Origin of the sequence: Bradyrhizobium ivorense (assembly GCF_900696085.1) — a bacterium.
Taxonomy (GTDB): Bacteria; Pseudomonadota; Alphaproteobacteria; order Rhizobiales; family Xanthobacteraceae; genus Bradyrhizobium; species Bradyrhizobium ivorense.
The window spans coordinates 88,322-111,063 of sequence record NZ_CAADFC020000022.1 but is presented as its reverse complement, the minus strand read 5'-3'; the positions used below and the strand labels follow the sequence as shown (position 1 = coordinate 111,063).

General features: G+C 65.3%; 22 protein-coding genes. 4 read left to right on the top strand and 18 right to left on the bottom strand.

Annotated features, from left to right (window positions below):
- The first annotated feature begins 114 nt into the window (after window positions 1-114).
- On the top strand, window positions 115-1,545 hold the full coding sequence (glnA, locus tag CI41S_RS28200; protein WP_139862557.1) for a type I glutamate--ammonia ligase: 1,431 nt from the start codon (window positions 115-117) through the stop codon (window positions 1,543-1,545).
- Here the strand turns inward: glnA and CI41S_RS28195 are convergent.
- From CI41S_RS28195 to CI41S_RS28185, 3 genes are all read right to left on the bottom strand, one after another.
- Window positions 1,542-1,928 carry a YybH family protein gene (locus CI41S_RS28195; protein ID WP_139862556.1) on the bottom strand — a complete coding sequence of 129 codons (387 nt, stop codon included), beginning with the start codon at window positions 1,926-1,928 and terminating at the stop codon, window positions 1,542-1,544. The two genes, glnA and CI41S_RS28195, sit on opposite strands and share 4 nt — an antisense overlap.
- Before the next feature lie 31 nt (window positions 1,929-1,959).
- A complete protein-coding gene (locus CI41S_RS28190; protein ID WP_139862555.1) occupies window positions 1,960-3,642 on the bottom strand; it encodes a glutamine--tRNA ligase/YqeY domain fusion protein in 1,683 nt (560 codons plus the stop codon).
- Window positions 3,643-3,715: 73 nt separating this feature from the next.
- Entirely contained in the window at window positions 3,716-4,303 is a 588-nt protein-coding gene (locus CI41S_RS28185; protein ID WP_139862554.1) for an NAD(P)H-dependent oxidoreductase, read from the bottom strand.
- A 67-nt stretch (window positions 4,304-4,370) separates the two neighbouring features.
- Between CI41S_RS28185 and gltX the strand changes: the two genes are divergently transcribed.
- The gene (gltX, locus tag CI41S_RS28180) at window positions 4,371-5,795 is read left to right on the top strand and encodes a glutamate--tRNA ligase (protein WP_139862553.1); all 1,425 of its coding nucleotides are present in this window, start codon (window positions 4,371-4,373) and stop codon (window positions 5,793-5,795) included.
- Window positions 5,796-5,954: 159 nt separating this feature from the next.
- Window positions 5,955-7,256, top strand: coding sequence for a citrate synthase (gene gltA / locus CI41S_RS28175; RefSeq protein WP_139862552.1), 1,302 nt, complete (start codon window positions 5,955-5,957; stop codon window positions 7,254-7,256).
- 33 nt (window positions 7,257-7,289) lie between these two features.
- On the opposite strand, the gene CI41S_RS28170 is transcribed toward gltA, so the two are convergent.
- The 5 genes from CI41S_RS28170 to lpxA all read right to left on the bottom strand — a co-directional run bounded on the left by CI41S_RS28170 (window position 7,290) and on the right by lpxA (window position 11,436).
- On the bottom strand, window positions 7,290-7,625 hold the full coding sequence (locus tag CI41S_RS28170; RefSeq protein WP_139862551.1) for an ArsR/SmtB family transcription factor: 336 nt from the start codon (window positions 7,623-7,625) through the stop codon (window positions 7,290-7,292).
- Between the two features lie 6 nt (window positions 7,626-7,631).
- A complete protein-coding gene (locus tag CI41S_RS28165; RefSeq protein ID WP_139862550.1) occupies window positions 7,632-8,288 on the bottom strand; it encodes an SRPBCC family protein in 657 nt (218 codons plus the stop codon).
- 298 nt (window positions 8,289-8,586) lie between these two features.
- The gene (gene lpxB, locus CI41S_RS28160; protein ID WP_139862549.1) at window positions 8,587-9,765 is read right to left on the bottom strand and encodes a lipid-A-disaccharide synthase; all 1,179 of its coding nucleotides are present in this window, start codon (window positions 9,763-9,765) and stop codon (window positions 8,587-8,589) included.
- Window positions 9,765-10,622 (bottom strand): LpxI family protein, encoded by an 858-nt coding sequence (locus tag CI41S_RS28155; protein WP_172628218.1) that lies wholly within the window; start codon window positions 10,620-10,622, stop codon window positions 9,765-9,767. The genes lpxB and CI41S_RS28155 overlap by 1 nt, the downstream gene beginning before the upstream one ends.
- Before the next feature lie 19 nt (window positions 10,623-10,641).
- Window positions 10,642-11,436 (bottom strand): acyl-ACP--UDP-N-acetylglucosamine O-acyltransferase, encoded by a 795-nt coding sequence (gene lpxA / locus CI41S_RS28150; RefSeq protein WP_139862547.1) that lies wholly within the window; start codon window positions 11,434-11,436, stop codon window positions 10,642-10,644.
- Window positions 11,437-11,585: 149 nt separating this feature from the next.
- On the opposite strand from lpxA, the gene CI41S_RS28145 reads away from it, so the two are divergent.
- Window positions 11,586-11,909 (top strand): KTSC domain-containing protein, encoded by a 324-nt coding sequence (locus CI41S_RS28145; RefSeq protein WP_139483838.1) that lies wholly within the window; start codon window positions 11,586-11,588, stop codon window positions 11,907-11,909.
- Between the two features lie 61 nt (window positions 11,910-11,970).
- On the opposite strand, the gene fabZ is transcribed toward CI41S_RS28145, so the two are convergent.
- The 10 genes from fabZ to tsf all read right to left on the bottom strand — a co-directional run bounded on the left by fabZ (window position 11,971) and on the right by tsf (window position 22,704).
- Window positions 11,971-12,429, bottom strand: coding sequence for a 3-hydroxyacyl-ACP dehydratase FabZ (gene fabZ, locus CI41S_RS28140; protein ID WP_139483839.1), 459 nt, complete (start codon window positions 12,427-12,429; stop codon window positions 11,971-11,973).
- On the bottom strand, window positions 12,429-13,490 hold the full coding sequence (gene lpxD, locus CI41S_RS28135) for a UDP-3-O-(3-hydroxymyristoyl)glucosamine N-acyltransferase (RefSeq protein WP_139862546.1): 1,062 nt from the start codon (window positions 13,488-13,490) through the stop codon (window positions 12,429-12,431). Before lpxD ends, fabZ begins: the two co-directional genes overlap by 1 nt.
- A gap of 32 nt (window positions 13,491-13,522) precedes the next feature.
- Window positions 13,523-16,063 carry an outer membrane protein assembly factor BamA gene (bamA, locus tag CI41S_RS28130; RefSeq protein ID WP_139862544.1) on the bottom strand — a complete coding sequence of 847 codons (2,541 nt, stop codon included), beginning with the start codon at window positions 16,061-16,063 and terminating at the stop codon, window positions 13,523-13,525.
- Between the two features lie 175 nt (window positions 16,064-16,238).
- Window positions 16,239-17,390 (bottom strand): RIP metalloprotease RseP, encoded by a 1,152-nt coding sequence (rseP, locus tag CI41S_RS28125; RefSeq protein ID WP_139483842.1) that lies wholly within the window; start codon window positions 17,388-17,390, stop codon window positions 16,239-16,241.
- Between the two features lie 43 nt (window positions 17,391-17,433).
- Window positions 17,434-18,657: a 1-deoxy-D-xylulose-5-phosphate reductoisomerase gene (dxr, locus tag CI41S_RS28120; protein ID WP_139483843.1), complete on the bottom strand. Its 1,224-nt coding sequence runs from the start codon at window positions 18,655-18,657 to the stop codon at window positions 17,434-17,436.
- Window positions 18,658-18,661: 4 nt separating this feature from the next.
- Window positions 18,662-19,552 (bottom strand): phosphatidate cytidylyltransferase, encoded by an 891-nt coding sequence (locus CI41S_RS28115; protein ID WP_244626720.1) that lies wholly within the window; start codon window positions 19,550-19,552, stop codon window positions 18,662-18,664.
- A complete protein-coding gene (locus CI41S_RS28110; RefSeq protein WP_139483844.1) occupies window positions 19,549-20,307 on the bottom strand; it encodes an isoprenyl transferase in 759 nt (252 codons plus the stop codon). Before CI41S_RS28110 ends, CI41S_RS28115 begins: the two co-directional genes overlap by 4 nt.
- Before the next feature lie 70 nt (window positions 20,308-20,377).
- Window positions 20,378-20,941, bottom strand: a complete 564-nt coding sequence (gene frr / locus CI41S_RS28105; protein ID WP_139483845.1) for a ribosome recycling factor — start codon at window positions 20,939-20,941, stop codon at window positions 20,378-20,380.
- A 51-nt stretch (window positions 20,942-20,992) separates the two neighbouring features.
- Window positions 20,993-21,709: a UMP kinase gene (pyrH, locus tag CI41S_RS28100; protein ID WP_139483846.1), complete on the bottom strand. Its 717-nt coding sequence runs from the start codon at window positions 21,707-21,709 to the stop codon at window positions 20,993-20,995.
- 71 nt (window positions 21,710-21,780) lie between these two features.
- Window positions 21,781-22,704: a translation elongation factor Ts gene (tsf, locus tag CI41S_RS28095; protein WP_139862542.1), complete on the bottom strand. Its 924-nt coding sequence runs from the start codon at window positions 22,702-22,704 to the stop codon at window positions 21,781-21,783.
- Window positions 22,705-22,742 lie beyond the last annotated feature (38 nt).

The window sequence follows — 22,742 nt, the reverse complement described above, 5'->3', positions numbered from 1 at the left end:
CCGCCCGCGAGCTGCGCAGAACCTGGAGCGGGATCAGTCTCAAGCTGCCCTATGGCGGCTTGAGAACGGCAGCACAATCTCATCGACGCGGCTCTCCATGACAGGAGCGAAGCCATGTTTCCAAAGTGCGCAACAGCCGAAGATATCGTGAAGGCGATCAAGGACGAGAAAGTGCAGATGATCGATCTGCGTTTCACCGATTTGCCGGGGGTATGGCAACATTTTTCCGTCCCGCCGAGCGCCGCGAGCGTCGAGGCTCTCGGAGAGGGAATTGGCTTCGACGGCTCATCGATCCGCGGCTTTCAGGAAATCCAGGAAAGCGACATGCTGGTCGTTCCGGATCCGACCACGGCCTTTCTCGACCCGTATTCCCCTGCATCCACCCTGGTATTGATCTGCAACATCCGCGACCCCACGACCGGTCAATCCTATAGCCGTGATGCCCGCTACATCGCCCAGAAAGCCGAAACCCACCTGAAGGCCACGGGCCACGCCGATATCAGCTACTTCGGTCCGGAGGCGGAATTCTTCGTGTTCGACAGCGTGCGCTACGGACAGGGCATCAATTACGCTTTCCACGAAATCGATTCCAGTGAGGGCAGCTGGAACACCGGCTCGGAGGAAGCGCCCAATCTGGGACACAAGCCGCGCCCGAAAGAGGGATACTTTCCGGTGCCCCCGACGGACAGCATGCAGGCGCTCCGCACCGAAATGGTGCTGACCATGGAGCAGCTGGGCATCCAGATCGAAGCCCATCACCATGAAGTCGCGACCGGTGGGCAGAACGAAATCGACATGCGCTTCACCACGCTCACGCGCATGGCGGACAATCTGATGATCTACAAATACGTGGTGAAGAACACCGCTCGCCGGAACGGCATGACCGCAACGTTCATGCCGAAACCGTTGTTCGAGGACAACGCGTCTGGAATGCATGTTCATCAGTCGCTGTGGAAAGGCGAGACCAACCTGTTCTACGACAGGGGCGACTATGCCGAACTGAGCCAGCTCGCCCGCCACTATATCGGCGGCCTGCTGACCCACGCCTGGGCGTTGTGCGGGCTTTGCGCCCCGACCACGAACTCCTATCGGCGTCTGGTGCCGGGCTATGAGGCTCCGATCAACCTGGTCTATTCCCAGCGCAACCGGTCAGCCTGCTGCCGCATTCCGATGTATTCGCCGAACCCGAAGGCCAAGCGTGTCGAATTTCGCTCGCCGGATCCTTCCTGCAATCCCTATCTGGCTTTTGCCGCAATGCTGATGGCCGGTCTCGACGGCATCCGCAACAAGATCGACCCGGGTAGCCCGATCGACAAGAACCTCTACGACCTGCCGCCGGCCGAGGCGAAGGACGTGAAGTCGACGCCGGGGTCACTGGACCAGGCGCTGGACGCGCTCGAACGCGATCACGCATTCCTGCTGCGCAACGATGTCTTCACCGCCGACGTGATCGAAACATGGCTCGACTACAAGCGGAAGAAGGAGGTCGATCCCATCAGATTGCGACCTCATCCCTACGAGTTCCATTTGTACTACGACATCTAGATCAACGGCGTCTGCGAGGAGACGTGATGGCAGGCGATCTTCCAGTCGCCGTCCTCGCGCGCAATCACCCAGGTGATCTTGACGGCGAGCGACGGCGCATCGCTGTCGAGGAAGAAGGATGCGATGCCGGCCACGTTGACGAGATCGGGATTCACCCGCTCGCTGCTGACATTGCTGAACTGGACGCGCGGCGCACGCCAGCGCGGCAGGCCTTCAAAATAGGCTTTGACGCCGTCGCGGCCGCGATAGAGGGTCGGGTTCGAGCCGAAGAAGAACGCGCTCCTGGAATAGAGCGCGGCGAGCGTCTCCGCATCGAGCTTGCTGAACGCAGCCGACCATCTGGCGATGATGGCGGAGGCGATCTCGTCGGTCTCGCTTGGCATCGATCGCCTCCGCTTCCGCTTGCCGGACGGCCTAACCCTTGCCGCCGACTTCCTTGGCAAAGGTGTCGCGCAGGCCGATGGTGCGGTTGAACACCAGCTTGTCCGGCGTCGAGTCCGGATCGCGCACGAAGTAGCCCTGCCGCTCGAACTGCATCGCATCCGGCGAATTGCTCTCGGCAATAGCAGGCTCGACGCGCGCGTCCGTCAGCACTTCCAGCGACTGCGGATTGAGGTCGCCGGCGAAATTGCCTGCGTCCGGGCTCGGGTTGGCGAACAGCTGGTTGTAGATTCGGATCTCCGCGGGCTTGGACTGCGCCGCGGAAAGCCAGTGCATCGTCGCCTTCACCTTGCGGCCGTCGGGCGCGTTGCCGCCCTTGGTCGCGGGGTCATAGGTGCAGCGCAGCTCGACGATTTCGCCGGCATCGTTCTTCACCACGCTCGTGCACTTGACGAAGTAGGCGTAGCGCAGCCGCACCTCGTTGCCCGGCGACAAACGGAAAAACTTCTTCGGCGGGTTCTCCATGAAGTCGTCTTGCTCGATATAGAGCTCGCGGCCGAACGCGATCTTGCGGGTGCCGGCCTCCGGATTGTCGGGATGGTTGATCGCTTCGAGCTCCTCGACCTGGCCTTCCGGATAGTTCTCGATCACCACCTTGAGCGGCCGCAGCACCGCCATGCGGCGCAGCGCGGTGCGGTTCAGCTCCTCGCGGATGCAGAATTCGAGCATGCCGACGTCGACCACGCTGTTGGCCTTGGCGACGCCGATGCGCCTGATGAACTCGCGGACCGCCGCCGGCGGCACGCCGCGCCGCTTCAGCCCGGCGATGGTCGGCATCCGCGGGTCGTCCCAGCCCGAGACGTGGCCGTCGCGCACGAGCTGGGTCAGCACGCGCTTCGACAGCAGCGTGTAGGTCAGGTTGAGCCGCGCCATTTCATACTGGTGCGGCTTCGAGGGCACCGGCAGCTTGTCGAGCAGCCACTCATAGAGCGGCCGGTGATCCTCGAACTCCAGCGTGCAGATCGAATGGGTGATGCCCTCGATCGCGTCCGACTGGCCGTGCGCGTAGTCGTAGCTCGGGTAGATCGACCATGTGTCGCCGGTACGCGGATGATGGGCGTGCAGGATGCGGTACAGCACGGGGTCGCGCAGATTGATGTTGCCGGACGCCATGTCGATCTTGGCGCGCAGCACGCGGGCGCCGTTCGGAAACTCGCCGGCCTTCATGCGGCGGAACAAATCGAGGTTCTCCTCGACCGGGCGGTCGCGGAACGGCGAGTTCTTGCCTGGCTCGGTCAGGGTGCCGCGGGAGGTGCGGATCTCCTCCTGCGACTGGTCGTCGACATAGGCATAGCCGGCCTTGATCAGGCCCTCGGCCCAGTCGTAGAGGCGCTCGAAATAGTCCGAGGCAAAAAAGAGATTGTTGCCCCAGTCGTAGCCGAGCCAGTGCACGTCGGCCTGGATGGAGTCGATATACTCCTGTTCCTCCTTGGTCGGATTGGTGTCGTCGAAGCGCAGATTGCACTGGCCGCCGAACTCCTGGGCGATGCCGAAGTTGAGCGCGATCGATTTGGCGTGGCCGATATGCAGGTAGCCGTTCGGCTCCGGCGGGAAGCGCGTCACGATCCGGCTGTGCTTGTGGGAGGAGAGATCGGCCTGGACGATGTCGCGGATGAAATCGCGCCCTGCCTCTGCCGTCGCCGTGTCAGTCGTCATCAAAGGGTTCCCATTGGATTGAAGTGCCTTCTGCCAAATTCGCGCGGTCCGGCCAAGCCCTGCGCGGCGCCAATCATAGCGCGGAGACCCTCGCCCGTACCCGCTCGATGAACGCCGTCCGGGAGGCCGGCGTGGAGCGGTCCATGTCGTAATGGGCCATATAGAACGATTGGGCGCCCGCGCCACACATCGGCTTCAGGGCGCGGAACAGCACCTTGCGGCCTGGATCCTGCATCACGATCCGGGTCAGCCACCAGGGCGAGCCATAGGTCGTCACCACCCCGAACAGGCGGATGTTGGTCAGCAGCGGCTTGATGCGCCCGCCGGCCAGATCATGGGCAAACGCGGTTCCCGGCGCCCAGACCCGGTCGAAATAGCCCTTGAGCATCGCCGGCATGGAAAACCACCAGTGCGGAAAGCAGAAGATGATGCCGTCCGCCCGGCGGAGGTCGCCGATCAGGCGCGACACCGCCTCCTCCGCATGGGGGCCCTGAAAATAGCTCCGCCGCTCCGCCTCGGTCATCACCGGCGAGAACCGCTCGCGGTCGAGATCGGTCGCGATCACCTCATGCCGGCGCCGCAATGTCCCGACGATGGTCTGAAACAGCGCGTGGTCATAGCTGTCCTCGAGCGGATGGCTATGAACGACCTGGATAAGCATTGGCTAAGTCTCCCCCGGCTATGATACACGGTCGCCCGGCTCACTCATTGGGTACCCCATTCTCGAAATGACCTCGTCTTCGATCGTCACGCGCTTCGCTCCGTCGCCGACCGGCTTCCTCCATATCGGAGGCGGCCGCACCGCCCTGTTCAACTGGCTCTATGCCAAGAAGCACGGCGGCAAGATGCTGCTGCGAATCGAGGACACCGACCGCGAGCGCTCCACCAAGGAGGCGATCGACGCCATCCTGGACGGCTTGCGCTGGCTCGAGCTCGATTGGGATGGCGACGTCATCTACCAGTTCAGCCGCGCCGCCCGCCACCGCGAGGTCGCCGAGAGCCTGCTCGCCGCAGGCCGCGCCTATTACTGCTACGCCTCGCCGGAGGAGCTCACCGCGATGCGCGAGAAGGCGCGCGCCGAGGGCCGTACCCGCCTCTATGACGGCATGTGGCGCGACCGCGATCCGTCGACCGCGCCCGCCGGCATCAAGCCGACCATCCGCCTGAGGGCGCCGCAGACCGGCGAGACCGTGATCGAGGACCAGGTCCAGGGCCGCGTGGTCTGGCAGAACGAGAACCTCGACGACCTCGTCCTGCTGCGCGGCGACGGTACCCCGACCTACATGCTCGCGGTCGTGGTCGACGACCACGACATGGGCGTCACCCACATCATTCGCGGCGACGATCACCTGATCAACGCCGCGCGGCAGAAGCAGATCTACGACGCGCTGGAGTGGGAGCTGCCCAGCATGTCCCACATTCCGCTGATCCATGGTCCCGACGGCTCGAAACTGTCGAAGCGCCATGGCGCGCTCGGCGTCGACGCTTATCGCGCGCTGGGCTACCTGCCGGCGGCGCTGCGCAACTATCTGGTCCGGCTCGGCTGGAGCCATGGCGATCAGGAGATCTTCTCGACCGAGGAGATGATCGCCGCGTTCGACCTCTCCGGCGTCGGCCGCTCGGCCGCGCGGTTCGACTTCGCCAAGCTGGAGAACCTCAACGGTCACTATATCCGCCAGAGCGACGATCAATCCCTCGTGACCCAGTTCGAGAGCGTGCTGGATTATGTTCCTGAAGGCGCGGCCCTGAAGCCGAAGCTCAACGACACCACGCGGGCGCAATTGCTGCGCGCGATGCCGAGCCTGAAGGAGCGCGCCAAGACGTTGATCGAGCTGATCGCCGGCGCCTACTTCATCTTCGCCGACCGCCCGCTCGAACTCGATCCAAAGGCGGCGGCGCTGCTGACGCCGGAAACCCGCGCGCTGATCGGCAGGCTGCGCACGGCGCTCGAAGCCGTCAACGACTGGACCGCGGAGACGACGGAGTCCGCGATGCGGAATTTCGCCGAGCAGAACAATTTGAAGCTCGGCGCCGTCGCCCAGCCGCTGCGGGTGGCGCTGACCGGCCGCACCACATCGCCGGGCATCTTCGACGTGCTGGCGGTCCTAGGACGCCAGGAGTGTATTGCCCGTCTCGCCGATCAGGCGGCGTGATCCTGCATGGACCCTGCCAGGGTCCATCTTGCAGCGCACATGGCAATGAGCTACCCATCCTCGGACGCTTTCTCCACAAGCCGTCCCACCCCGCCACGGGTCGTCAATTAGCGACTGGGCAAGGGCGGTTTTCGCAACGATTTCATCGGGGATATCACGATGGACGCAAAATCCAGCAAGACAGCCACACTCACCATCGGCAACAAGACCTACGATTTCCCGATCCTCAGTGGCACGGTTGGGCCTGATGTCATCGACATCGCCAAGCTCTACGGCCAGGCCGGGGTGTTCACCTACGATCCCGGTTTCACCTCGACCGGCAGCTGCCAGTCCAAGATCACCTATATCGACGGCGACGCCGGCGTGCTCGAGTACCGTGGCTACCCGATCGAGCAGCTCGCCGAGCACGGCGACTTCCTCGAGACCTGCTACCTGCTGCTGTACGGGGAGCTTCCGACCCCGAAGCAGAAGCAGGACTTCGACTACACCGTCACGCACCACACCATGGTGCATGAGCAGATGGCCCGCTTCTTCCAGGGCTTCCGCCGCGACGCCCATCCGATGGCGATCATGGTCGCGGCCGTCGGCGCGCTCGCCGCGTTCTATCACGACTCCACCGACATCAATGACCCGAAGCAGCGGATGATCGCCTCGATCCGGATGATCGCGAAGATCCCGACGCTGGCGGCGATGGCCTACAAGTACACGGTCGGCCAGCCCTTCGTGTATCCGAAGAACTCGCTGTCGTTTGCCGAGAACTTCCTCAACATGTGCTTCGCGGTGCCCTGCGAGGAGTACAAGATCAATCCGGTGCTCGCCGACGCGCTGGACAAGATCCTGATCCTGCACGCCGACCACGAGCAGAACGCCTCGACCTCGACGGTGCGCATCGCCGGCTCCTCGGGCGCCAACCCGTTCGCCTGCATCGCGGCCGGCATCGCCTGCCTGTGGGGCCCGGCGCATGGCGGCGCCAATGAGGCCGCGCTCAACATGCTCTACGGCATCGGCAAGGTCGAAAACATTCCGGACTTCATCGCCAAGGTGAAGGACAAGAACAGCGAAGTCCGCCTGATGGGCTTCGGCCACCGCGTCTACAAGAACTACGACCCGCGCGCCAAGATCATGCAGAAGATGTGTCACGCGGTGCTCAAGGAGACCGGCCACGGCGACGATCCGATGCTCAAGGTCGCGCTGGAGCTCGAGAAGATCGCGCTCAACGACCCCTACTTCATCGACCGCAAGCTCTACCCGAACGTCGACTTCTATTCGGGCATCACGCTGAAGGCGATGGGCCTGCCGGTGTCGATGTTCACCGTGCTGTTCGCGGTCGCCCGCACCGTCGGCTGGATCAGCCAGTGGAGCGAGATGATCGAGGATCCGCAGCAGAAGATCGGCCGTCCGCGCCAGCTCTACACCGGCGTCGCCCGCCGCGACTACGTGCCGATCGACAAGCGCAAGTAAGCGGCACGCATCAAGCGATCCGGAACGGCGCCATCACTCCTGATGGCGCCGTTTTCGTTTGCCGCGGGCGACTTCGGTGGCGAGTGCATCCAGCTTCGGCAGCCAGAACGCCCGGAAGCGGTCGAGCCAGTCATCGACCTCGCGCAACCGAGCGGGTTCCACTGCATAGATGCGGCGCGTGCCGTCGGCGCGCACCGAGGCAAATCCGGCGTCGCGCAGGATCCGCAGCTGCTGTGACACCGCCGACTGGGTGATGCCGAATTCGCGCTGCACGACGGTGACGATGTCGCCCGAACTGTGCTCGCCGGTCGCGAGCAGTTCCAGGATGCGCCGCCGGACCGGATCGCCGAGGATATCGAAGGCGTGCACGGTGAGTTAGCTCCCGCCCGGCTCCGGCTCGCCGCAATAGAACGCCGTGGTGTTCGCCGCTGCCCTGCGCGCCGCCGCCTCCTCCGTCCCCGCCGCAATCGAGGCGCGGCACCAATCTGCGCTGCTGCGGCGGATGAAGTCCTTGCCGTCGTCGGAGGCAGGCCATGCCGAGGCGGCGGCGCGGTCGAATTCCTGGCCCGCGGGCGTGGCGAGATAGAGGGCGAGCCCGAGCAACGCGAGATCCCAGCCGACGCCGACCGCTCCGGGTCCGAAGCGATCCCAGAAGTCGCCCTCGACGATCGCCACATGCTCCAATTCCAGACGCGTGCCGCCGGAGCGATCCTCCGCCAGCGTCACGGTCACCCAACTGACGGCGCCCATCGCCTCCCACGTCACGGCGAGCCGGCGCGGCGGTTCGCAGGCGGTGATCTCACCGCCCGCCTGGCCTTCGAACTTGTAGCGGCCGCCAAGGCGCAGCTCGCCGGAGATCGGCAGGAACCAGCGCGGAATCCGCTCCGGATTGGTCAGCGCATCCCAGAGATCGTCGATGTCGGTGTCATAGCGGCGGGTCGCAATTACCGTCCGCGCCGGCTTGCCGTCGCGCTCCCGGAACGCGACTTCGCGAATGACGGCGCCGACATAGGCAATGGGATCGATCTTCATCGGGTGGCTTCCATAATATTAGAGATAGCTAATATTAGTACCAGCTAATTATCCGATGCAAGCGGAACCGCTGCGGCCGGATGCCGCTCGCGGCATGCCGCATCCAGCCAGCTGGTTGCGGGCCCCTGGATGCACGGTTTTCGGAATAGTGGAAGAATACGGCTGACTTGCCCGACGTGTCAAGGCTGCCGTCGAACGCCGCCTTTGTCGAGTGCCGGCGGCCGCCGGCTACCGCTGGGCTACTTTGCATGGGGTTGTTTTCGCCATATTGGCAACGCGCCCCTGCGACACGGGGAGTCTAGCCGGATCGCCGCGCCATCGTCGCCAGCACGATGTCGGCGGCGCGAACGCTCGGCGGCTGGTCGCCGGTCGACATCTTCGCGTCCATCGTCGAAAACGCCACGAGCTGCCGCAGACGCTCGGGCGTGTCGGCGATCACCTCGCCGAGCGCCTGCGCGAGCTTGTCCGGCGTGCAGTCCTCCTGCAGGAACTCGGGAATGATGTCGGCGCCGATCACGAGATTGGCGAGGATCACCGACGACACCCGGATCGCGCGGCGCAGGATGAATGCCTCCACGGCGCCGACCCGATACGCCGTCACCATCGGAATGCCCGACAGCGCGAGCTCCAGCGTCACGGTGCCCGATTTCGCCAGCGCGGCACGCGCGATGCGGAACGCGGCGCGCTTCTCGGCGTCGCCGACCGCGATCCGCGGCACGATCGGCCACGACGCCACGCCCTCGCGCACCATGGCCTCGAGATGCGGCATGGTCGGCAGCACGAGGTCGAACTTCATTCGCTCGCCAAGCGTACCGAGTGCTGCGCCGAACAATGCCAGATGATGCCGGATCTCGCTGCGCCGGCTGCCCGGCAGCACCAGCAGCACCGGCGGCGCGCCGTCGCGGCGCTGCCGTTCGTCAGGATTCGGCCGCAGCGAGCCGAGCTGCTCGATCAGGGGATGGCCGACATAGCTGCACGGCGGCCCCTGCAGCTTCTGATATTCCTCGGGCTCGAACGGCAGCAGCGCCAGCACGTGATCGACATAGCGGCGCATCGCGCGCGCCCGGCCCGGCCGCCAGGCCCAGACCGACGGCGACACGTAGTCGACGATCGGAATGACCGGATTGCGCGCGCGGACGCGGCGGGCGACGCGATGGGTGAAATCGGGGCTGTCGATGATCACGAGCATATCGGGCGCGTCATCGAGCACTGCATCGGCGGTGCGGCGGATCAATCGCAGGATTTTCGGCAGTTGCTTCACCACCGCGGCAAAGCCCACGATCGACAGCTCCTCGATCGGAAACAGCGGGTCGATGCCCTCCTGCGTCATGGCGCGGCCGCCGACGCCGGAGAACTGCACGGCGTCGCCGAGACGCTGGCGCAGCACCTTCATCAGCGCGGCGCCGAGCCGATCGCCGGACTCCTCGGTCGCGATGAGGAAGATCTTGCGGCCGGCGGTGGGGCTGCGTGCCGCCATCAGCTCTCGAGCCCGATGACAAAGAGGCCCTTGGCGTCGGCGGCCTCGATCAGGGCCTGCGGCTCGGCGGCAAGCGTGTTGCCGGCAATCACGGCGATGCCGGCGATCCCTGCCGCCGCCGCGCCCTCGACCGTCCGCGGGCCGATGGTCGGCAGATCGAAGCGCAGATCCTGCCGGCTCTTCGGCGCCTTCACCAGCACGCCTCTCCCGGCCTTGGCGCGGATCCGGCCCTCGGCACGCAGCCGCGCGACGCGCGCCAGCAGCCCGTCAGTGCCCTCGATATCCTCGACCGCGACCACATGGCCGTCGATCACGACGGCCGCCTGCCCGATGTCGAACGGTCCGAGCGCGTCGAGCACCGCACGGCCGCGCGCGATGTCGGCGAGCGCGTCGCCATCGGGAGCCGTGCGCGTGACCGCGCCTTCCGGCATCAGGAGATCGGGCGCGACGTCCTTGATCCCGACCATGCGAAAACCCTGCTGCTCCAGGATGCGGCCGACGCTCGAGAGCAGATGATCGTCGCCGCCGCGGAACGCGCGCAGGACGTGGCCGAGCACGCGCAGCGTGCCCCAGTCGAGCCTGATCTCGGAGAGCGCCGGACGCACCAGGGTGCCGATGAAGATCAGGTCGCGGCAGCCTTCGTCGCGGAACAGCCGCGTCGCCCGCCCGAGCTGGCCGACCGAGATCCAGCGATGGCGAAACCGCTGCGCCCGCGCCGGGTCGCAGGCGCCGCGCAGCGCGAACAGCACCGGCGTGATGCCGCGCGCGGCCAGCGAGTCCGCGACCGCAAACGGCATGGCGCCGCCGCCGGCGATGACGCCGACCGGTGAGGAAAGCGAGGGCGCCGCTGACGTCATGCTGGCGGCCATCCCCTGCTCAGTTGGTGTTGGCGGGAAGACAGAGCGCGCGGTGCTTGGCGCCGTCGATGAAGGCCAGAATCTCCGCGATCGCGGGATCCTCGTCGGCCAGCGGCTGCACCGACGCCAGCCGCTCGGCGAAGACGCCGGGGCCGTGGAACAGCTTTTGATAGAACGCGCGCACCGCAGCCAGCCGCTGCTTGGTGAACTGGCGGCGCCGCATGCCGATGATGTTGAGGCCTTCGAGCACGGCATACTGGCCGTTGGCGAGCCCGAACGGGATGATGTCGCCGCGCACGCCGCAGACGCCGCCGATCATCACCTGCGGGCCGACGCGGGTGAACTGGTGCACCGCCGACAGGCCGCCGATATAGACGAAGTCGCCGATTTCGCAGTGGCCGCCGAGCGTCGCCGAGGTGGCGAAGATCACGTTGTTGCCGACCGTGCAGTCGTGGCCGACATGGCTGTTGTTCATGAAGAAGCCGCGATCGCCGACGCGGGTCAGCCCGCCGCCCTTGACGGTGCCGATGTTCATCGTGACGCCCTCGCGGATGGTGCAGGCCTCGCCGATCTCGAGGCGGGTCGGCTCGCCGCGATAGCTCAGATCCTGCGGCGGGCCGCCGAGCGCGGCAAACGGCGAGATGACGCAGCCGGCGCCAACAGTGGTGTGGCCGTTGACCGTGACGTGTGCCAGGAGCTTGCAATTCTCGCCGAGCACGACATTGGGGCCGATGATGCAGTACGGGCCGATCTCGGTGCCCGCTCCGATCACGGCGCCATCGGCAATGCGCGCAGTGGGATCGATCATGGTCATGGAATTGCGGTCCGGAATTCGTTAACGGCGCCAATGCGCTAGTTGAGGCGCTAGACTGTCGGTTGGGGCGGTCGTTAGCGCGACTTTGCCCGCCCTGTCCAGTGACGTATCATGACCGCCCATTGCAACGAAACGGGTCGCAACCGACCATGGTCCGGGCCGCCACGCTGATCCTCAGCCTGCTCTCTGCGCCTGTCGGCCCGGAGACGGTCGATCTCGGGCGCGGCGGCCGCGTCGATCTCTCGACCTTCGACTGTCGCGACATCAATCGCAGCTCGATCGTGCAGCGCGTCTGCTACGACGCCAGCCAGCGCGCGCTGCTGGTCACGGTCAGGGGCAGCTACCAGCACTATTGCAGCGTCCCGGTTGAGACCTTCGACGCGCTGATGAACGCACCGTCGATGGGCATCTTCGTCAATCGCGTGTTGCGGATCGCAGGCGCCGACGGCCGCTACGCCTGCCGCACGTCGTGACGTGGCTTTTGTTTGAGCATGATCTTTTCGGAAAACCGCTTCACACTTTTCCGGATCATGCTTAATCCGTCAGCATGGCTCCGACATCGGCCTCGGCCACGACCTGGCCGTTGACCTTTGCATCACCGTGAAACCACCACATCGTCTTGCGCCGGCCGAGCGAGCGCATGTGGTATTCGATGGTGTCGCCGGGCATGACCGGCTTCCTGAACTTGCACTTGTCGATGGTGAGGAAGTACACCGCGCGCGGCTTCTCGGTGCCCTCGACCGACTTGATGCCGATCACGCCGGCGGTCTGGGCCATCGCCTCGATCATCATCACGCCGGGATACACCGGCCGCTCCGGAAAATGTCCCTGGAACGGCGGCTCGTTGAAGGTGACGTTCTTGATGCCGATGCCGCTGTAGTCGGCGCGGATCTTGATGACCCGGTCGATCAGCAGCATCGGAAAGCGGTGCGGCAGCGTCTTCAGGATATCGTTGATATCCACGAGCTCGAACCTGACCGGCGACTCCTCCATCACTCCTCGTCCTTACCCTTCGCTTCGTTGTCGCGCACCAGGCGCTCGACCGCGATGATTTCCCTGAACCACTGCTTGGTCGGCTTGGCGAAGTGCCCGCCCCAGCGACCGTTCGGCGGGATGTCGTCCTTGACCGCGCTCATCGCCGTCACCTGGGCGCCGTCGCCGATGTTGAGGTGGTTGTTGATGCCCACCTTGGCGCCGAGCGCGACATTGTCGCCGATCGTCAGGCTGCCCGCGAGCCCGATCTGGGCCGCGAGCAGGCAGTGCCTGCCGATGGTCACATTGTGGCCAATCTGAACCTGGTTGTCGACTTTGGTGCCTTCGCCGATCACGGTGTCGCGCAGCGAGCCGCGGTCGATGGTCGACCCGGCACCGACCTCGACATTGTTCTGGATCAGCACCCGGCCGGTCTGCGGCACCTTCAGGTGGCCCGAAGGCCCGAAGAAGATGAAGCCGTAGCCGTCCTGGCCGATGTTGCAGCCGGGATGGATCAGCACGTTGTTGCCGATCAGGGCGAACTGGATGGTGGTCTTGGCGCCGACATTGCAGTCGCGGCCGATCTTGACGTCGGCCCCGATCACCGCGCCGGCGCCGATGATGGTGCCCGCGCCGATCTCGACCCTGGGCCCGATCACGACCAGCGGATCGACGATGACGCCGTCCTCCAGCCGCGCGGTGGGGTCGATGATCGCCGACGGCGCGATGCCCTCGGTATCGAACCAGGACTGCGGCCGCAGCGCATCGGCATGCCATTCGCGGGCGAGCTGGACGAAGGCGTGGAACGGCTTGGTCGCCCGCAGCACCGCGGTGCCCTTGGGCACCTGCGCCTCGAAGCGCGGGCTGACCAGGCAGGCCCCGGCCCGGGTCGCGGCGAGCTGGTCGGCGTATTTGAGATTGTCGAAGAAGGCGAGGTGCATCGGGCCGGCTTCGTCGAGCGAAGCCAGTCCCCTGATCTGCTGCGCGCCCCTCGCGGGGTCGACCAGATGCGCCTTCGTCAGCGCGGCGATCTCAGCCAGCGTTGACGAAGGAGGCTTCTTGAAGAAGATCGGCTGCGCCATTCTTTCCGTCGCAGTCCGGCCGGCAACCGGTCTTAGAACGAAGTACCGCCGCCAAACCGGAACTCTTGTGTGCGGTCAAACTGGCCCTTGGTCAGCGGGATCGCATAGTCGAAGCGCAGCGGTCCGAACGGCGACTGCCAGATCAGGCCGACACCGACCGAGGTGCGGACGACCTTGCTGTCGTCGAAGTTCAGCCCGAGGCAGGTGCCCGGCGTCGGCGGGTTGTTGGTCGGCCTGACGCAGCCCGGCACGTTGACTTCGCCGGTCGCCGCCCACGACGTTGGTCCCTGGTAGTCGTACAGACCACCGGCGTCCGCGTAGACCGCGCCCTTGAGGCCGACTTCCTTCGGCAGGAACCAGAACGGCATCTGCAGTTCCGCCGACACGCCCCAGTACTTGGTGCCGCCGATCGCGTCCTGCGTGCTGTAGGGGTTGATGTCACGCGGACCGATGCCGTTCGGCGCGAAGCCGCGGACCAGGTTCGGGCCCATCTGGAAGTGATCCAGCATGCGCAGCTCTGTGCTGCCCAGCTTGTTCAGGATACCGCCCTGGGCGTGGATCACGCCGACGAGGTCGGAGACCAGCGGGGTGTAGTACTTCGCATCGATCGCGGTCTTGATGTAGCTGACGTCGCCGCCGACACCCGCGAAGTCCTGCCGGAAGTCGACCAGCAGGCCGTCGGTCGGATTCTTGTTGTTGTCGAGGGTGTTGTAGTTCAGCGTGTAGCCGAGCGCCGAGGTCAGCGTCTTGCCACCCGCCAGTTCCTTGCGGACCGGCAGCGAGGCTTCGCCGTCGTAGAAGCACCCGAGACCGTTGGTCGAGGTCAGGTCGATGCCGTGCAGATTGGCGAAGGCCGGGCTCGGGAAGAACGCGGGATTGGGCGTTCCATCCGGCAAGGTCTGGATGTTGTTACAGTTGTTCAGCGTCGACGGCAGCGAGATTTCCTGCTGATAGATCGAGTAGCGCAGCTGCAGCGAGAGGTCTTCCCGCAGGCTGAAGCCGAGCCGCGGGCTGAAGCCGAGCGTCTTGGTGCCGTAGGAGATGTAGCTGTTGGACAGCTGCTGGCGCTGGTAGAGGTCGAGGCCGAGCGCGACGCGGTAGTCGAGCAGATAGGGCTCGACGAACGACAGCGAATAGCCGCGGGCGTACTGGCCGTAAGTCACCGACGCCTTGGCGAACAGGCCCCGCCCGAGCAGGTTGCGCTCGGAGACCGAGACTTCGGCCAGCGCGCCGTCGGTGGTCGAATAGCCGCCCGACACCGAGAAGTCGCCGGTCGACTTCTCCTCGAGATCGACGATCAGGATGACCCGGTCGCTCGAGGAGCCCGGCTCGGTGGTGATCTTGACGGTCTTGAAGAAGTCGAGGTTCTTCAGCCGGCGCTCGGCGCGATCGACCAGCGCGCGGTTGTAGGCGTCGCCCTCGGAGATGTCGAACTCGCGGCGGATGACGTAATCGCGGGTGCGGGTGTTGCCGCGGACGTTGATGCGCTCAATGTAGGTGCGCGGGCCCTCGTCGATCGCGAAGGTGATCGACACCGTGTGATTCTCGAAATTGCGGTCGCCGCGCGGCCGCACCACCGCGAAGGCGTAGCCGCGGCGCGAGGCCTCGATCTGCATCTCTTCGACGGACTTCTCCAGCGCCTCGGCGTTGTAGAGCGAGCCGACATTGACGCGCGACCACGAGCGCAGCGCGTTCGGATCCAGCGTCGAGATCGACGACGTGAAGTTGACGGCGGCGACGCGATACTGCTGGCCTTCCTCGATCTTGAAGGTGACCAGGAAGCCCTTCTTGTCCGGATCGTATTCGGTCAGCGCGGCCACGACCTGGACGTCGGCATAACCGTTCTTGAGGTAGAAGCGGCGAATCAGGTCGCGGTCGGCCTCGACGCGATCGGGATCGTAGACGTCGTTGCCGCCGAGGAAGCTCAGGATGTTCGATTCACGGGTCTTGATGACGTCGCGCAGACGGGACGCCGAATAGGCGTTGTTGCCGATGAATTCGATCGAGCGGACGCCAGTCTTCACGCCTTCATTGATCTCGAAGATCAGGTCGACGCGGTTGTTCGGCTGCTCGATGATCTGCGGATTGACCCGCACGTCGTAGCGGCCGGACCGGCGGTAGATTTCGGCGATTCGCAGCGCATCCGACTGCACCATCGGGCGCGAGAAGGTACCGCGCGGCTTGGACTGGACCTCGGCCGTCAGCTGCTCGTCCTTGATCTTCTTGTTGCCCTCGAAGGCGACGCGGCCGATCACCGGGTTCTCGACCACGATCACGACCAGGCGCCCGCCGCGCGTTTCGATATGGACGTCCTGGAACAGGCCGGTCTCGATCAGCGCCTTCAGGCCGTCGTCGATCTGGGCCTGCCCGAGCCGACCGCCCGGACCCGGACGGAAGTAGGAACGGATGGTTTCGAGCTCTACACGCCGGTTGCCCTCGACGGCGATCGAATCGACGGTCTGGGCAAGCGCAGGCGCAGACACACTCACGGCCGCCAAGGTGGCAGCCACCGGCACGGCGAACATGACCAGGGCAGCGAACAAGCCCCCCCTCACTCGCATTCCAAACATCATGCGCAACGCGCCCTTATCCTTCCGATGCCGGATCGTTCCCCAACGCCCCGACAGATTCCCAACCTTATGCTCAGCTTGTAACCAAATTTGCCATGGGGGCAAACTTTCTACGGGAGCGTATTTCCAATTCGTTCCAAGACGTTGCCCATTAGCAACGTCACAAAAAAGCCGCGTTTCACGACCCAGCCAATTTGAGGATGTCGTTATAGGTTGCAAACACCATCAGCATCAGGACCAGACCAAGACCGATTCGGAACCCGACCTCCTGCGTGCGCTCCGAGAGCGGGCGTCCGCGCAGCACTTCCGCCCCGTAAAACATGAGGTGCCCGCCGTCCAGCAGTGGGATCGGGAACAGGTTCAGCAGGCCGATCGAGACCGACAGGATTGCGCACAGGTTCACGACGAACTGGAACCCGGCGCTCGCCGCCTGGCCGGAGAGTTTCGCGATGCCAAGGACCCCGCTCACCTCGCCCGGATTGCCGGTTCCGACGAACAGCGACCCCAGGAACTTGAAGGTGCTGGAAATGATGTACCAGACCTGCTCGACGCCGATTCGGAGCGATTCCACGACGCCAACCGGCACGCTGGTCGCCTCGCCGGTTTGGGCCTTGTGCTCGATCCCGAGCACGCCGATGCGATGCGCGTTGCCGAAAGGATCCTTGACCTCCTTGAGCGCCGGCGTCGCATTGAATGAAACGACCTCGCCGTCGCGCTTGACCCGGAATGCAAGCTTTGAACCTGCGCTCGATCCTACGACGCGCTGCATGTCGGCGAAGCTTTGAATCGGACTGCCGTCGATTTCGAGGATGACGTCGCCCACCTTGAAGCCCGCCGCGGCGGCCGCACTGTCGGCGACAATGCCGTCGACCCGGGCGATCGTGCTGGGCTTGCCGTAATAGAGCGCCATGCCGGCAAAGATCAGCGCACCCAGGATGAAATTGGCGACCGGGCCGGCGACGACGATCGCGGCGCGCTTCCCGACGGTCTTGTGGTGGAAGCTGCCTTCGCGCTCCTCCGCCGTCATCGTTGCGAGCTTTTCCGTCGAAGGCGTCGACGCCTCTGAGTCATCGCCGAAGAACTTGACGTAGCCGCCGAGCGGAATCGCGGAGATCTTCCAGCGCGTACCATGGCGGTCGTTGAAGCCCGCGAGCTCCGGCCCGAACCCGAGCGAGAAGGTCAGCACCTTCACCCCGGCCCAGCGCGCGACCAGGAAGTGACCCAGTTCGTGGAAGAAGACGACAATCGTCAGGACGAATAAAAATGGGACAATGTAACCGACGAGCCCATGACTCAACGTACTGAAAGTATGAAGAAAAAATTCGGGCATCCGTGTTCCCTCGACAAGAGCCAAAGGCTCCGTCCCCAACCCTCTAGGTTGCCTTTAAGGCAATTTGAGGCAATAGGGCGGCAGCTTTATTTCGCGCAACATGGTCAACGGAAATCGCATCATCCGCCGAGACCAGCGGTGCCCGATTCCCGGTCCGGATCCAATCGTTCATCGTCGCTTCGACCAGGCGAGCGATCGCGCCGAACTTGATCTTGCCAGCGATAAACGCGGCGACCGCGACTTCGTTCGCGGCGTTGTAGACGGTCGTCGCGCCCTTCCCGGTCCGCAGCGCCTCGTAGGCCAGCCGCAGCCCGGGGAAGCGGGCGAAATCCGGCGCCTCGAAGGTGAGCTGACCGATCTTGGCGAGATCGAGCCGCGCCGACGGGCCGACGATCCGGTCGGGCCAGCCGAGGCAATGCGCGATCGGGATCCGCATGTCGGGCGCGCCGAGCTGCGCCATCACCGAGCGGTCGGAGAATTCGACCATGCCGTGGATGATCGACTGCGGGTGCACCAGCACGTCGATCTCGTCCGGCGTCAATGCGAACAGATAGGACGCCTCAATCACCTCGAGGCCCTTGTTCATCATCGACGCCGAATCGATCGTGATCTTCTGGCCCATGCTCCAGTTCGGATGCTTCAGCGCCTGCTCCAGGGTCGCCTGCTCGATGTCGGCCGGAGCCCAGGTGCGGAACGGGCCGCCCGAAGCGGTGATGATCACGCGAACCAATTCGGCGCGGTCGCCCGAGGCCAGCGCCTGGAACAGCGCGTTATGCTCGGAATCCGCCGGCAGGATGCAGGCGCCGGCCTTGGCGGCGCGCTCCATGAAGAAATCGCCGGCGCAGACCAGGCACTCCTTGTTGGCGAGCGCAACGGAGGCGCCGCGATCGACCGCGGCGAGCGCGGGCTTGAGCCCGGCGGCGCCGCTGACCGCCGCCATCACCCAGTCGGCAGGCCGCGCCGCGGCCTCGATGATGGCGCTCTCGCCCGCCCCGCACTCGGTGCGGGTGCCGGCCAGCGCATCCTTCAGCGCGGACAATTTCGTGGGGTCGGCGATCGCGGCAAACCGCGCGCCGAATTCCCTGGCGAGCTTGGCCAGCGCCTCGACATTGCTGTTCGCGGTCAGCGCCTCGACCCGGTAGCGATCCCGCGCGCCGCGCAGGAGATCCATGGTGCTGTCACCGATCGAGCCGGTGGCGCCCAGGACAGTTACCGACCGCACCGCGGATGCCGCGGCCTTGTTGTTACGCAATGGAACTGCGCTCATCACATCACCAAACCATAAGACCGCGCCCGACGCCATCGGCGCCGCCGCGAACGAAACCTAAAATCGCCGCAACAATCACGGCCGCGACAAACCCGTCCAGGCGGTCCAGGACCCCGCCATGGCCGGGAATGATATGACTCGAATCCTTCACCCCGAACCGCCGCTTCACGGCGGATTCGAAGAGGTCGCCGAGCTGCGACACCACCGACAGCAGCGCGCCGAGCACCAATAGCGGCGCGGTGGAGCCGATCTCGAAGGCGGCAAAGCCGGCCGCCACCAGCAGGCTCGCCGCGAAGCCGCCGATGGCGCCGGCCCAGGTCTTCTTCGGGCTGATCCGCACCCAGAGCTTTGGTCCGCCGATGCTGCGACCGGCAAAATAGCCGCCGATGTCGGTGACCCACACCACCAGCAGCACGAACATCAGCGCGCCAAACCCCTTGGCCGTATCGAGGCGCACCAGCACCGATGCGACCTCGGCGGCCGCTGCATAGAGCAGTCCGGCGGTCGCCCAGTTGCGCCGCTCGCCCGAGGTCAGCGCCACCGCGACCGCGCCGATCGCGAGCACAATCAGCGCCGCATCGATCCGGCCGGCGATCAGGCCGAGACCGGCAAGCAGCAGCGCGGCAACGCCGGGGCCCACCACACGGAGCTCGCGGCCGACGTCCGTGACCATCAGCCATTCCACGAACAGTCCGATCGCGGCCAGCGTCACCAACAAGGTCCAGGCAATGCCGCCGACATAGGCCAGCATGATCGCGACCGGCGCCAGCACGAGGGCCGCGACGACGCGCATCACGAGATTGCGCGAGCCCTGCTCGCTCGCGGCTTCGGAAGCGTGTTTCGCAGGCTCCGGTGCGGCTTCCGCTGCCGCGCGCGCGGCTTCGCCCTCGGTCACGAGCCGGTTTTCGCAGCGAGGCCGCCGAAGCGGCGCTCGCGCCTGCCGTATTCCGCGATCGCGCTCTCCAGCGCCGCCTTGTCGAAATCGGGCCAGAGCACCGGCACGAACACCAGTTCGCTATAGGCGGCCTGCCACATCAGGAAATTCGACAGGCGCTGCTCGCCGCTGGTGCGGATGATCAGATCGGGATCGGGAATGTCGGGCGCATCGAGATATTGCCCGAGCGTGTCGGCGTCGATCGAAGCGGCGTCGCGCTTGCCTTCGGCGACCTCGCGCGCGAGCCGCCGCGCGGCAGCGGCGATTTCGGCGCGCGAGCCGTAGTTGAAGGCGACGACGAGATTGAGCTTCACATTGCCCTTGGTCAGCTCCTCGGCCTCGTTGAGCAGCGCGCAGATGTCGGGGTCGAGCCCGTCGCGCTCGCCGATCACACGCACCCGCACGCCATCGCGATGCAGGCTCGCCAGATCGTTGCGGATGAAGCGGCGCAGCAGACCGAACAGATCGCCGATCTCGGTCGCCGGCCGCGACCAGTTCTCCGAGCTGAACGAGAAAATCGTGAGGTAGTGCACGCCGAGTTCATGGGCCGCGCGCACCGTGCGGCGCAACGCCTCGACGCCGCGGCGATGGCCTTCGGCGCGCGGCAGGCCGCGCGCGGCGGCCCAGCGCCCGTTGCCGTCCATGATGATCGCCACGTGCAACGGACTTCCGGAGCGATCCGGTCCGTCGGTTGCAGGGGCTACGGCGTTCGACATGGCGTGTTCCCATGGCGCTCTCACGCGGACAAGCCGACGTGAAGAAAGCGCGTCAAAGCGAAAGGTCGCGTCAGACCGTCAGGATTTCCTTTTCCTTGGCGGCCAGCAGCTGGTCGATCTCGTGGATCATCCCGTCGGTCGCCTTCTGCACCTCGTTGGACAGGCGCTCCTGATCGTCCTCGGAGATCTCGTGATTCTTTTCCATCTTCTTGATGATATCGAGGCCGTCGCGACGCACGTGGCGGACCGCGACCTTGGCCTGCTCGGCGTATTTGTGCGCGACCTTGACCAGCTCCTTGCGGCGCTCCTGGTTGAGCTCGGGAATGCGCAGCCGCAGCACCTGGCCTTCGGTGGCCGGCGACAGGCCGAGATTGGAATCGACGATCGCCTTTTCCACGGCCTTGACCATCGACTTGTCCCAGACCTGAACGGACAGCAGACGCGGCTCGGGCACGCTGATGGTCGCAACCTGGTTGAGCGGCATGTGCGAGCCGTAGGCCTCGACCTGGACCGGCTCCAGCATGGAGGCCGCGGCGCGGCCGGTGCGCAGGCCACCAAGCTCGTGCTTGAGCGACTGCGTGGCGCCCTGCATCCGGCGCTTCACTTCGTTGATGTCAAAACCAGGTGCGGCCATGACGTTCTCCCTTTTCAAGAAACCGGTTGACGCGGCCCGTAGGCGCCAGCGTCAGCCGGCGACGACGGTGCCGTGTCCGGACCCGCGCAGAATCCCACCGATCGAACCGGGCTCCGCGATCGAAAACACGATGATAGGCAGCGACGTCTCGCGAGCAAGCGCGAAAGCGGTCGCATCCATGACCTTGTAGCCACCCTCGATCGCCTGCGAATGGGTCAGGCGGTCGAAGCGCTTGGCCTTGGGGTCCTTCTTCGGATCGGCGCTGTAGACGCCGTCGACATTGGTGGCCTTCAGCACCACCTGCGCGCCGATCTCGGCCGCCCGCAGCACCGCGGTGGTGTCGGTGGTGAAGAACGGATTGCCGGTTCCGCCGCCGAGCAGGACGATCCGTCCCTCGGCGAGATATTTGTGCGCTGCACTGCGGGTGAACAGCTCGGAAATCTCCGGCATAACGAATGCCGACAGCGTCCGCGCCGCGGTCCCCTTGCGCTCGATCGCCGCCTCCAGCGCCAGGCAGTTCATCATGGTGGCGAGCATGCCCATGGTGTCGCCGGTCGGCCGGGACACGCCGCGCGCGGAGACTTCGACGCCGCGGACGATGTTGCCGCCGCCAATCACGACCGCGACCTCGATGCCGAGCTTTTGCGCCGCGATCAGGTCGTCGGCGATGCGGTCGACGGTCGGCTGGTCGATCCCGAAGGCGTGGGAGCCGGCCAGATATTCGCCGGACAGCTTGATCACCACGCGACGATAGATCGGCTCAGCCATGATGCGATCGCTTTCTTATCCCGCGCAGGCAGGCTTCCGGCGCGTGCGCCGGAGGCCTCGATGTCAGCGGCTTACTTCTTGCCGCTGGCGGCCGCGACTTCGGCGGCGAAGTCGCTTTCCTGCTTCCCGATTCCCTCACCGAGAGCATAGTTCACAAAGCCGGCAATTTTGATCGGCGCGCCGACCTTACCCTCAGCTTCCTTCACGGCCTGGGCAACGGACTTGCCGCTGTCGTGGATAAAGGCCTGATCCAGCAGGCAGACTTCCTTGAAATAGGTCTTCAGGCCGGAATCGACGATCTTCTCGATGACGTTCTCCGGCTTGCCCTGCTGGCGGTATTTGTCGGCCAGCACGTCCTTCTCGCGCTTGACGGTCTCCGGATCGAGCCCGGTCGAGTCGAGCGCCAGCGGCTTCGCGGCGGCGACGTGCATGGCAAGCTGGCGGCCGAGGATCGCAAGCTCGTTGGTCTTGCCGGCGGATTCAAGCGCCACGATCACACCGATCTTGCCGGCGCCGTCGATCACGGCGTTGTGGACGTAGCTCGACACCACGCCCTTGCTGACCTCGAGCGCGGCGGCGCGGCGCAGCGTCATGTTCTCGCCGATGGTCGCAATGGCGTCCGAGATCGCGGTCTCGACGGTGACGTCGCCGACCTTGGCGGCCTTGATGGTCTCGACATCGGCACCGTTGTGCAGTGCGACCTGGGCGATCATCTTGACCAGGCCCTGGAACTGCTCGTTGCGCGCGACGAAGTCAGTTTCCGAATTAACCTCGACCAGCACGCCTTTGGTGCCGGAAGTCACCGCACCGATCAGGCCTTCAGCCGCGACGCGGCCGGACTTCTTGGCAGCCTTGGTGATGCCCTTCTTGCGCAGCCAATCCTGCGCGGCCTGCATGTCGCCGTTGTTCTCGGTCAGCGCCGCCTTGCAATCCATCATGCCCGCGCCGGTCGACTCGCGGAGATCCTTGACCATCGCTGCTGTGATCGTCGCCATCGTTCAATGTCCTTCTTGCCTGTGATGAAGCCGCGGCG